Here is an 11738-nt window from a genome sequence, read left to right on the forward strand (position 1 = left end):
CCCATGCTGAAACGCCTTTTGACATCACGTGAAGCCCTTCTTGTCGGCGCGATCATCCTTTTGTTGGTGCTGATTTCGTCCCGCTTCCCTGCCTTCGTGGCACCCGGCAACCTTGCCAACGTATTCAACGATACTTCGCCGCTGATACTCTTGGCCATCGGCCAGATGATCGTCATCCTGACCAAATGCATCGACCTCAGTGTCGCCGCCAATCTGGCGCTGACGGGCATGGTCGTCTCGATGGTGAATGTCGCCGCACCCGGCTTGTCGATTGTCGTGATCCTTGTGATCGCCGTGGGACTTGGCACCCTGATGGGCATGTTCAACGGTATTCTCGTGTGGAAGCTCGCCATCCCGCCCATCGTCGTGACGCTAGGCACCATGACCATTTTCCGGGGCATAATCTTCGTGATCTCGGACGGAAAGTGGGTCAACAGCCACGAAATGAGCCCGGCATTCAAAGCTTTCCCGCGCACGGAAATCCTTGGCCTGCCGGTTTTGGGCTGGATCGCGATTGTCGCCGTCATTGCCTTCACAATCGTTATGACTCGCACCTCTCTGGGTCGCGCATTTTATGCAGCGGGCGGGAACCCGCACGCGGCGACCTATGCAGGGATCAACGTAGGCAAGACCCAATTCTGGGCCTTCACGATCTCGGGCGCTCTGGCCGGGTTGACGGGTTACCTGTGGGTTTCGCGGTTCGCCGTATCCTACGTTGATATCGCCGGAGGCTTTGAGCTTGACGTAGTGGCGGCCTGCGTGATTGGTGGCGTCTCGATCATGGGTGGCATCGGCACCGTCGCGGGTGCACTGCTTGGCGCGCTGTTCCTTGGCATCATCAAGAACGCCCTGCCGGTCGTCGACATCTCGCCCTTCTGGCAGCTCGCTATCTCGGGCGGCGCGATCATCATCGCCGTGGCCTTAAACGCCCAGGCCAACCGCGAAAAGGGCCGTATCATCCTTAAACGCGCGGAGCACACGACATGAGTACTACAGACCGTTTCGTTCCCGACCGCCTGCAGTCGCCGCTGGAACAGAGGTTGAAAAGCTGGGAGACGCTACTCTTACTGGTTGCTATCGGCATCTTTGTCGCCAACAGTTTCGCCTCGCCCTATTTCCTCAACGCCTGGAACCTAAGCGACGCCACCTTCAACTTCACCGAAAAAGCGATGATCGCCTTTGCGATGGCCCTGTTGATTATCTCGGGCGAGATTGACTTGTCGGTTGCCTCGATCATTGCGCTGGCCTCTACCGCCATGGGGGCCGCCGTTCAATTGGGGGTTGGCACGCCTGGGCTTGTGCTGATTGGGCTTGGCGTGGGCCTCATTTGCGGGGCCTTCAACGGCGTGCTTGTGACACGCCTCGGCCTGCCTTCGATCGTTGTCACCATCGGCACCATGAGCCTCTTTCGCGGCATCAGCTTTATAGTCCTTGGGGACCAAGCCTACAAAGGTTATCCAGCTGAGTTTTCCTGGTTCGGCCAAGGCTATGTCTGGTGGGTGATCTCATTCGAGTTCGTGCTCTTTGCGATCATAGCGTTGATCTATGCGATCCTCTTACACAAGACGAATTTCGGTCGAGTGGTCTACGCAATTGGGAACAATGCAACCGGTGCGGTGTTTTCGGGCATCCGTGTTCAGCGCGTGAAGTTCATCCTGTTTCTTTTGACTGGCCTGATGTCGGGAGTCGCCGCGATCTGTCTGACGTCTCGGCTTGGCTCGACGCGTCCGTCGATTGCCACAGGATGGGAGCTGGAGATCGTCACGATGGTGGTTCTTGGTGGCGTCAGCATTCTCGGTGGCTCAGGCACCATCATCGGCGTTGTCATCGCGGCCTTCGTGATGGGTCTCGTGACCTTCGGGCTGGGACTTTTGAACGTGCCGGGCATCGTGATGTCCATCGTCATCGGGGCGCTCTTGATCGGCGTCATCGCCCTGCCGCGTCTCTGGTCCATGTGGCGGACGCGGTGATGGAGAAGTTGGCCTTCAAGATGAAGCTTAATCCTGGCTGTCGCGCGGAATACATCAGGCGCCACGACGAGATATGGCCGGAACTGTACGACCTGTTGAAGGACGCGGGCGTCAGCGACTATTCGATCCATCTCGACCCTGACACGAACATCCTTTTCGGCGTGCTGTGGCGCAAGGTCGGGCACACCATGGACGATTTGCCGCGCGATCCCGTGATGAAAAAGTGGTGGGCGCATATGGCGGACATCATGGAGACGCATCCAGACAACGAGCCGGTCGTCACGCCGCTTGAAACTGTCTTCCATATGCCATGACAGGCCACGTCGCGGTTATAGACATCGGCAAAACCAACGCAAAACTTGTGCTGGTCGACCGCGAAACGCTGGCTGAAGTCGCTGTCATTACGCGCCCCAATACCGTCCTGCCTGGCCCGCCCTGGCCGCATTTCGATGTGGAGGGGCATTGGGCGTTTCTGCTGGAGGGGCTGCGCGACTTTCACGCCGCGCATGGCATCGACGCTATTTCCGTTACAACCCACGGCGCTTGTGCTGCCCTTCTCGATAGCAACGGAAACTTGGCTGCTCCGATCCTGGATTACGAGTTTTCCGGTCCGGATGATCTGGCGGGCGACTACGACGCCATTCGCCCGCCCTTTGCGGATACCGGGTCTCCTAAACTGGCGGGCGGTCTGAACATTGGCGCGCAATTGTACTGGCAGTTTCAAATGGACCCGGAGTTGAAGGACCGGACACACCAGATCGTCACCTACCCGCAATTCTGGGGCGCTCGGCTGACCGGTGTAAAGGCTACAGATGCAACCTCGCTTGGATGCCACACCGATCTTTGGAACCCGGCCGAGGGTGCATTCTCGTCGTTGGTCGCGGCGCTCGGTATCACCGAAAAGATGGCCCCTGTGCGTAAGCCTTCCGATCTCCTCGGGCCAATCCTGCCGCATATTGTCGATGTAACGGGCTTGCCGCCCGCAACCCCGGTCTATTGCGGCATCCACGATTCCAACGCGTCGCTTCTGCCATATATCCTGGCTGAAACGCCTCCTTACAGCGTTGTGTCGACTGGAACCTGGGTGGTAGCGATGTCCATTGGCGGGAAAAATGCCACGCTCGATCCAGATCTCGACACCCTGATCAATGTGACGGCCCTCGGACGTCCAGCGCCTTCAGCGCGTTTCATGGGGGGACGGGAGCATGATGTTGCAACCGGAGGAGACTCCCCCAGCCCAACTCCACAGGATCTGGAATATATCGTTTCTAACCAGATTATGCTGATGCCTGCCGTTGTGCCGGAAACCGGGCCCTTCAAGGGTCAAAACGCTCGATGGATTGGCGCCGAGCCTGAAATTGGAACTGGCAAGCGCGGTGCGGCAGTGGCACTTTATCTGGCGCTTGTGACCGCTGAATGCCTGTCCAGCATTGGGCACGAAGGAAGTATCATCGTCGAAGGCCCTTTCGCGGGAAATCAAACTTATCTTGACATACTTAGAATTGTGACGGGTTCGGATGTGCGTCGATCACTCGGTTCCACGGGGACAAGTGCCGGTGCCGCTCTCCTTGTAGATGGAGCAACCACCCCACCACTGGCCGAAGTCAACCCGATGTCGATCAGCGACAAGAATTCTGCGGAACTCCTCGGTTACGCCGCCCAATGGCTTCATATCGTGAAAGCGTGAAAACACCGCCTTTGATGATGAAGGTCCGCAATATTGAAACGCGCCTCATCAGCACAACAGTCTTGCTGCGCTTGCGAACAATTGCTGCACGAGCAGTGGCTGCAAAGTCTGCTCCTCGTTTATCCGCCCCGGCTGCGGCGAAATGGTGGAGTGAATTTCGCCCTGCAGACTGGTTATCAATGACCGCTCTGACGACACATGCTGCTTCACAGCAAGAACTATGCCGCGCCAGCGAGCAGTTTCTGCGTCAGCAATAGCGGCATGCGCACAAGTCCGCTTCGTCCGCAACTCGGGCATAGACCCGATTTTGCTGAACGTCCGGTCCTGGTGAAAGCAGACATCGCTCAGCATCGCCCCGATTTCGTCGGCTCGAACGTCTGCTTCTGCCGAAAGTGGACATTCAAGAAAACTACCCGTAGCTCCGCAATGCGGACAAAGCGGCCATTCAGTCAAACCATTGCGGGCAAATTGGGTCACATTGAACCATGGGCTGTTAATTCATCGATTAAATAGATGTCCCAACTTCGATCCTTCCCGAACCAGTGCCACTTAAGTTGAAAATTGCATTCAATCTACGCCTGCACACCGCAAAAAAGCGGTCAAACCAAAGCCCGGCAACAGTGCGTCACCGCCAATCTAAGTTTACTCGGCTGGTGACCAATTTGGGCCGGGATCATACATCGATATCTCAGCAGTTTTTTCAAGCGTATCCGGGCCAAAGTCTGCCTCGAACACGGTGCCGTTTTCACCCACGAGAAAAGAATGGATACCCGTTACTCCGTAATCCGCAGGCACCGCAAGCAAGGCGTGACCTGCGACGAACCGATCGCCGACAAAATAGGAATAGGCACCACCCGGAGCATTTGGCCCTTGCCCCTGCAAAATTGCAAAGTAGTAACCGAGGAAAGGTTCGGGTTCGAAATCAACCGCACCGTCGCTCCAGCCCGAGGCGGCGGCGCGGGCAAGGGCTGCGCCGACAAAACTGTCTTCTTCTGGCCAGAAGAGGCCGTTTCGTGCGCCGGGATCCGATATGATGGTTCGGGCAAATTCCATGACGCCATCGCCATTGTGATCCACAAGACGAAACGCCGCCTGAAGATCTACATAGGCCTCAAGCGTTTCGATTACTTCCAATTCATTCAATCCGATTTCACGGGCCGAAAGCTCCTCTACCCCGGCTTCCAAATCAAACTTCCAACCATTTTCAGCTTGTAGAATTGGGATCGGAAAGGGCCAACTATCTTCGCCAAGCAGAAGAAAAACCCCATCATCCTCGGGCTGAAAGCGGTATCCTTCAGCATACATGCCAAGCACCTCCTGCCTTCTTCGTTGATCTTCCACCGGATCACCTGTTCCGATTAGATCTTCTGCCTCTGGTCCGAAAATCTCGAGCAGCTTGTTCTGATCATCGGCCGTTAACGCTTCTACAAAAGCGTCCAGTGCGGTTTGCGGAGTTTCGAACAGGGCGCCGTCGGAAAACGCAGGTCCAGTAGTCACAGCGAGCACTAAAAAAGAATAAACCGATTTACGCATATTACCGCCTCCCCTTGCCTTTAGCAGCATGTCCCCGTTTGGACGCCTTGTGAGCTTTTCCGCCTGAAGATTTTTTCTTCATAGCCTTACCTTTGGACGCTGCTGGCTTGTGCTGAGCCGTGGCCTTTTTTACTTGAGGTTTCTTGGCTGCTTGCGGTTTCTTTTTGACAGACTTCTTCGCCGCATCCGGCCGTTTCGTCCGGTCGATGGCCTGCTGCTTGGCAGCAGCCTTGTCCAGATCAACGTTACCGCGATTCACCTGCGGCAAGGGCTTGCTCCCACTACCTCGATTGGCCAGAGCACCGCTCGCGATAGCCCCCGCCCCTGCACCGGCTGCAACTGCTGCCGCGCCTCCCCTGCTGATGTCGGCAGCACCGGACTCACGGCTCAGTTTTGCGCGGAGTTCGTCCGTGCGACCCTCGGGGCGGTTGACAGGCAGGTCGCCGCGACCACCTCCCGGCCTTTTGTGATCAGAGATCTTGTCCTGGGCTTCCTTTTTTCGGTCAGGATCGGGGTTCCATCCGATGTTTGTACGGTCGCCAAGATCAATGTCATTGCCAATATTGACGTTGCCGTCGACGTCTATGTCGATATCTGGGTTTCTGTATATCGGGCCACCGCCCCATCCGCCGCAATTCCGGCACCCCCAGTAGCCATACCAGTCGTCGTCATCGTCGAAAATCTCGTCGATCAGCGCCACGGTGCCAAATGTCAGCAACGCCGCGCCCACTACGTCCCCGGTCGACGGGCTCGTATAGACAGTCTCGGGATTATACTGCGGGACGTACACTGTTTCGGTTTGTGTCGGAGTAATTACAACTGCGTCATCATCAGACACCTCGACAGTTTGCTCTGGCCCTGAAACAAGGGCTCCACTGTCAATTGCCTGATCCCGCATTACCTGTACTGCATCCAGCATATCATCGGATTGGGCGAGCATGGCGGTGCCGACTGTCTCAGTCCAATCGATGTGGGTGGCCATTTGACCAACGACTGCGGGGAACGCCGTGGCTAATACACTTACAGATGGATCCCAGCCCATAGCTTCGATTTCCGGCTCGAGCTCTACGGGGTCGCGGTCGGCGTTATCTAACAAATACCGTTCTGCTTTAACAATCTGCAGTGGCTGAGTGGCCGCAACAAGTATCTGTATGAGTAGAGTGTCGGGGAAAAGAGCCACCGGGGCTACCAAAGTTTGCAATTCAGCATCAGATAGAAGGCCGGATGAAGTCTCAGACGTATCTTCCGTTGCAACAGTATCGGACGCCTCTTGTGCAAACAGGGCGTTAGATGCGCTTAAACTGAGAGCAAAAATTATATATCTAAACATATTGCGATCCTTCAATTTATCGAAGGATCGCCTAAGACCGTGATTCTGGCAACTGGCATGCCAAATGCAGGATCATTTAGTAAAACACGGTCATTGGCCAATCTGGCTTGAGCCGTCAATTTGCCTACAAGCCAGCTTCTATGGCGCAGGGAGATTAACTCCCAACAATACTGATTTGCGCGGCAAGACTCAGGGATTAATGGGGGCGATAACATACAGAGCTTTTAGTGCTTCGCTCGGCTCCACCCCCGGCAAAGCGAGACGAAAAATCTCTTCCATTGTGCCCTGAGCATACATTTCTGACAGAACACTATCGACAAAGAGTCGAAAGTCATCGTCGCCCCTCGCAATGGCCAATCCTTGCTTTTCTATCGTCAATATTTCCTGGGATAGTTTGAATTTACCCTTCAACCCCGCAGAAATATAGTTGAACAGCAAAATCGACTGATCTGCAAAATACGCGTCGATTTCGCCGTCTCGAAGAGCTTTGATACCGTCTGGATGTGAAGCGAAACGAACCATAGCTGCGTCGATACCAGCGGATTTAAATGAATTCTGAACAGACGCCTCTGTTGTTGTGTTGCTTCTCATGCCAATCTTCTTTCCCGCGAGGGCACCCATGGTGCCCGCAGCCTCGATTGGTAACAATATGGACGTGCCATCGACATAAATTGGTATTGAGAAATCTACAATTTCGCGTCGGGAAAGTGTTATCGTCGCTGCCCCGCAGAGCATATCCACCTCTCCGGAAGCAACTTTGTCGAAACGATCTTTCGCGTCGACCGGAATGAACTGAACATTTAGATCCTTCAATTCCAGTTTCTTCGCAATAGCCTTCGCTACTTGATCGCAAATCAGCGGTGAGAGGCCAAACGGGCGACCTTGGTTGTTAATGTAAGACAACGGAGCAGCATCCGTTCGAAAACCAAATCGGATTTCGTTGTTCTTTGTTATCCTGTCGATTGTCTGGGCAACCGCGCCGGTTGTGAATAATACCGTCACAATAAGTATAGAAAGCAAGCGCATGGTTTTTCCTTATTTGGTAGCGTAACACCCTTGTGGAGGTGAAAAACACCCTGTGTCGAGAGTAAAACACATTCTGTCGCTTAGGAGTTGGTTTGTTGGTAACAAGGGCTGGCCCGGTAACAGAAGGAAAGCAAATCCTCGCAGTCGCGACAGCTAACGGAATACAACGGCACCTACTTGGGGCTTGATGCGGGCGCGGGTTCTTGCGTACCGGGCATATGTGCGAAATCTTCAAAGATCCTGTTTCAACTACAGGTCGTTGCGACAACACAAAACCGCAACAGTTTCTTTTAGTGGTGTAAACTATTGACCATCGCCGTGACACAGTACGTTAGGGTTTATATTCGACGGCTAAGTTAGGCGAAGTATAATGGGTACTGATCTGCAATGGAGTTTGGCCGAACTTGGAACGCGCAATGCCGCGCCTTTTGCCTTTGTGTGCTTGTTTCTCTTCGCCTCCTGCGCAACCACAGACCCAGAACTTTTGAAGTCCGAATTGAATGCTCGACCCACTGCACAGAGTGCGTCGCCAAACGACTACGCTGGCGAAGTTCAATTTAGCATCTCCGACAATATCCCCACACGAGAAAAAAGCGTACCTTACACGCTTAACGCCGGCATCAGCAGCGTGACGTCGACGCGCCTGGGTTTCCGCGGTCTCCTGGATCTGCGAGAGTTCCAAGTCCAAGCGCCCGCGCTCCTGTCGGGCACCTTAGAACAAAGTTGCTCTCTGAATGTTGACGTTAAACTCGACGACACCAGCGCCAAAGGTGATCTCATCGAGCTCGTAGGCTCAGTGGACGTCGAGCTTTATCGTTGTCGGGACAAGGAATCCGAGGGTGGCAACGGGCGTGGAGCACGCCTTATCTCGACGACTATCGGAGTCGCCGCAGCGGCACGCGCCAATGTTCGAGGGCAATGCGTCCACTTTGATCTTGCTGATGTCGTGCTTCAACCCACTGGGTTTGTCGGAGGGTTGTTTAATCTCATTGGCCTCACAGAACGCGTCGAAGAGGTCGTTCTCACCAAGGGAAAGGAGTTCACCGAAGAGAATGAGATTTGTCCGAAATTGCCCTCGGAGCTTTCGTCTCTGAAACCGGTTTTCGATTCTGGCGGTACCCGTGAGATTGGTGACGGTGGTATCGGTGTTGCGTTGAGCGGCTCAATCGACACCAGTGCGGTGACGATGATGGAGCTTCTGGCGGTTATGCAATCTCGCGGTATTGTTGGGGGGGAAGGATGATGCAGCGGATCTTTCTTCTGATACTTATTTCTGCCGGGTTTCTCGGAACTGCGCTGCTGGCTGAAGAGGTTAGCTTCATAGCAACCGGGGACGTCAATCTAGGAGATCGTGAGTTCCCGGCGGATTTGGCGTTGCGACTAAAAGATGTGAACGCGACAAGGATCTCGATCGAAAGTGTCGTCGACCTACGCCGGGCACAAGAAATACTTGTGGAGGAACTCAAAGGAGCCCCGATTGTAGACGTCTGCAACGCACTGATCGGTGTGACCGAAGCAACAGTTCGTACCGACGATACAGTGCTTTCGCTAAGCGGGAGGATCGAAGCAAAGCTCTTCCGATGCGAAAGCCGTAACGGCGGAAAATCTATACGCGGTAAGAAACTCTTCGCTGGTGGTTTAACGATGGGTGCTTCCGCTTCGGCAGAATTCAGAGATGACTGCCTTTATTTCCGTCTGAATGACCTGAGACTTGCTCCAGATCAACTCACCGATACGTCCGATGCAAAGGGCAATGTCGAAAAGGTTCGGCAGGTATTCTTCGAGACCGCGAACGCAATACTAAAAAGAAACCCGGTATGCCCAGAACTTCCTCCCGAACTTGTCTCTCTCTCGCCAGCTTACGACGCCGGTGGCACACTGGAGTTAGGGGAAGGTGGTGTAGGACTGTTCTTCCGAGGTTCAATCGAAACGAGTACTGAGGCGATTATTGACATCCTTCAGGTACTCCAGTCGAAGAAAGTGCTTCCACCTCCGCCCCGCTGAACCTAGCCAACGGCTTAGTGCGGCAGATAGAACTAAAACATTTCGAAGAAAAAGAGCGTGTCGTAGAAATTTGCATGTAACGTAGTATCCAGCGTGCAATAGATGAGGTTGAAAATGTTCCGTTTTGCATCTGTTCTTACCATATTGCTTGCTTTTTGCGCGCATGCCGAGGACATACCGAGCACTCAACCCGGCGACAGGCAGTATTCACCTTATCCACGGCAGAGCTTCCCCAATCAGGTCTTTTTTGGCGACACTCATTTGCATACGTCCTACTCTGCAGATGCCGGTATGATCGGCAATGTGCTAGGCCCTGATGAAGCGTACCGCTTTGCCAAGGGCGAGGTGGTGATATCCAGCACCGGTGTCGAAGCTAGGCTGCGCAGACCATTGGACTTTTTGGTGGTTGCCGATCATGCTGAGAACTTGGGTCTCGCGCCGCTGTTGGCAGCGAAAGACGCCACGCTTCTCACGACTGAATTTGGGCAACAACTTAATGCTGCCGTTGAGGCTGGTGATCCCGCTGGTGCATGGTCGATTTGGAGTGCCGCCAAATCGTCTGGTACAGACCCTTTGGCGGACTATCAGGAAATTTATGAGACCGCCTGGAGCAGTGTCACAGCTGCGGCTGAAACACACAATCAACCGGGGTTGTTTTCCGCGTTAATCGGGTTTGAATGGACGTCAAATCCACAGAGAAACAATCTGCATCGGAACGTAATATTCAATGGCGGGAAAGAGGGCGCCGACAAAATCATCCCGTTCTCAAATTTTGATAGCTTTGATCCCGAAGACCTTTGGGTGTGGATGGAACAAGCCGAAAAGACAACCGGCCAAAAGCTACTAGCCATCCCGCACAATGGTAACTTGTCGAACGGATTGATGTTCGATGAAGCCCGTTTGTCGGGGGAACCGTTCGATGTTGAGTACTTTGATCAGCGTGCCAAGTGGGAGCCTATCTATGAGATCACGCAAATGAAAGGTGACGGCGAAACACACCCGATGCTATCGCCAGATGACGAATTTGCTGACTTCGAGACATGGGACAAAGGGCAGCTTGGGCCTGAGCCCAAGACACCTGAAATGCTCCCACGAGAATATGCGCGCGCCGCCTTGCGCAGAGGACTGGGATACGAGGCGAAAACGGGAACAAACCCATTTAAGTTCGGCGTAATCGGCTCGACAGATGCGCACACGTCGCTTTCTACTGTTGGCGAGGACAATTTCTTCGGAAAAGTGGCTGCCGTTGAACCCACTGCGGACCCGATCCGATTCGAAGAAGTCGTGGGCGGCATCGGTGGGGACGAGAAGGTTGCCCAATATGCATGGCAAACTTCGGCGTCGGGAATGGCGGCAGTTTGGGCAAGAGAAAACACACGCGAGGCCATTTGGGACGCTCTTGCTCGGAAAGAAGTCTACGCAACCACAGGTCCGCGCATGCGCGTTCGCGTTTTTGCCGGATACGATTTTGAAGAAACGGACCTGCCACGTGCAGATTTTGCCGCGTATGGATATGAAAGAGGCGTTCCGATGGGGGCAGATTTGCAAGCAGACAATGACGGTCGTTCTCCACGGTTCCTCGTCCGTGCGCTGCGTGACCCCGATGGAGCCAACCTAGACCGCATTCAAATCGTCAAAGGGTGGTTAAATAGTGACGGGACAACTTCGGAACGTGTTTACGATATATCTTGCGGCGAGCGCGAACTAGTGAACGCGAAGTGTGGCGGACTGGTTGGCGATACGGTTGACGTTGAGAGTGCTACTTGGACAAACGATATTGGTCAGGCAATTCTAGCAGGGTATTGGGAGGACCCGGATTACGATCCGGAACAAAGCTCTTTCTACTATGCCAGAGTGTTGGCAATACCAACGCCACGTTGGACAACATACGATGCAATTGTGTTCGGATCGGAGATCCCTGACGAAGCCCCGCGGTCGATACAAGAGAGGGCATACACATCGCCAATCTGGCACACACCTTAGGGACGATTGTAATAAGGCTGAAACCAGAATTTACTTGGTCTGCTTTGGGCTCGAAGCGGCCATCGAAACAGTTCTGTCGAATGACTGCTTTGCCTTGGTACCGGTAATGCACGGTGACTCCATCCTGCCGCATCCGGCGCAGCAGCATCAGCATGGACATGTTCGACAAGGGATGATGCCGCTTTTGACCCTCGAACACATAGTC

At 54.2% G+C, this 11738-nt stretch carries 10 protein-coding genes; 7 read left to right on the plus strand and 3 right to left on the minus strand.

The genetic code is table 11. The features are described from left to right. Positions 1-3: 3 nt before the first annotated feature. Genes AC2FJB_RS09385 through AC2FJB_RS09400 form a run of 4 tightly spaced genes read left to right on the plus strand, consistent with a single transcriptional unit; the run spans position 4 to position 3657 of the window. Positions 4-987: an ABC transporter permease gene (locus AC2FJB_RS09385; RefSeq protein WP_496718097.1), complete on the plus strand. Its 984-nt coding sequence runs from the start codon at positions 4-6 to the stop codon at positions 985-987. After that, positions 984-1970, plus strand: a complete 987-nt coding sequence (locus AC2FJB_RS09390; RefSeq protein WP_496717844.1) for an ABC transporter permease — start codon at positions 984-986, stop codon at positions 1968-1970. Before AC2FJB_RS09385 ends, AC2FJB_RS09390 begins: the two co-directional genes overlap by 4 nt. Then, positions 1970-2284, plus strand: coding sequence for an L-rhamnose mutarotase (gene rhaM, locus AC2FJB_RS09395; RefSeq protein WP_299895644.1), 315 nt, complete (start codon positions 1970-1972; stop codon positions 2282-2284). Before AC2FJB_RS09390 ends, rhaM begins: the two co-directional genes overlap by 1 nt. After that, on the plus strand, positions 2281-3657 hold the full coding sequence (locus AC2FJB_RS09400) for an FGGY-family carbohydrate kinase (RefSeq protein WP_496717842.1): 1377 nt from the start codon (positions 2281-2283) through the stop codon (positions 3655-3657). The genes rhaM and AC2FJB_RS09400 overlap by 4 nt, the downstream gene beginning before the upstream one ends. 642 nt (positions 3658-4299) lie before the next feature. Here AC2FJB_RS09400 and AC2FJB_RS09405 read toward each other — a convergent pair. The 3 genes from AC2FJB_RS09405 to AC2FJB_RS09415 all read right to left on the minus strand — a co-directional run bounded on the left by AC2FJB_RS09405 (position 4300) and on the right by AC2FJB_RS09415 (position 7546). Next, positions 4300-5154 (minus strand): DUF2950 family protein, encoded by an 855-nt coding sequence (locus AC2FJB_RS09405; protein ID WP_496717840.1) that lies wholly within the window; start codon positions 5152-5154, stop codon positions 4300-4302. Positions 5155-5191: 37 nt separating this feature from the next. Further along, positions 5192-6520: a DUF3300 domain-containing protein gene (locus AC2FJB_RS09410; RefSeq protein WP_496717839.1), complete on the minus strand. Its 1329-nt coding sequence runs from the start codon at positions 6518-6520 to the stop codon at positions 5192-5194. A 189-nt stretch (positions 6521-6709) separates the two neighbouring features. After that, on the minus strand, positions 6710-7546 hold the full coding sequence (locus tag AC2FJB_RS09415) for an amino acid ABC transporter substrate-binding protein (RefSeq protein ID WP_299894491.1): 837 nt from the start codon (positions 7544-7546) through the stop codon (positions 6710-6712). 370 nt (positions 7547-7916) lie between these two features. On the opposite strand from AC2FJB_RS09415, the gene AC2FJB_RS09420 reads away from it, so the two are divergent. The 3 genes from AC2FJB_RS09420 to AC2FJB_RS09430 all read left to right on the plus strand — a co-directional run bounded on the left by AC2FJB_RS09420 (position 7917) and on the right by AC2FJB_RS09430 (position 11533). Continuing rightward, positions 7917-8789, plus strand: a complete 873-nt coding sequence (locus AC2FJB_RS09420) for a hypothetical protein (protein ID WP_496717838.1) — start codon at positions 7917-7919, stop codon at positions 8787-8789. Continuing rightward, a complete protein-coding gene (locus AC2FJB_RS09425; RefSeq protein ID WP_496681229.1) occupies positions 8786-9550 on the plus strand; it encodes a hypothetical protein in 765 nt (254 codons plus the stop codon). Before AC2FJB_RS09420 ends, AC2FJB_RS09425 begins: the two co-directional genes overlap by 4 nt. A gap of 114 nt (positions 9551-9664) precedes the next feature. Continuing rightward, a complete protein-coding gene (locus AC2FJB_RS09430; protein WP_496717837.1) occupies positions 9665-11533 on the plus strand; it encodes a DUF3604 domain-containing protein in 1869 nt (622 codons plus the stop codon). Positions 11534-11738 lie beyond the last annotated feature (205 nt).

Source organism: Ruegeria sp. CDSC085, from assembly GCF_059610465.1.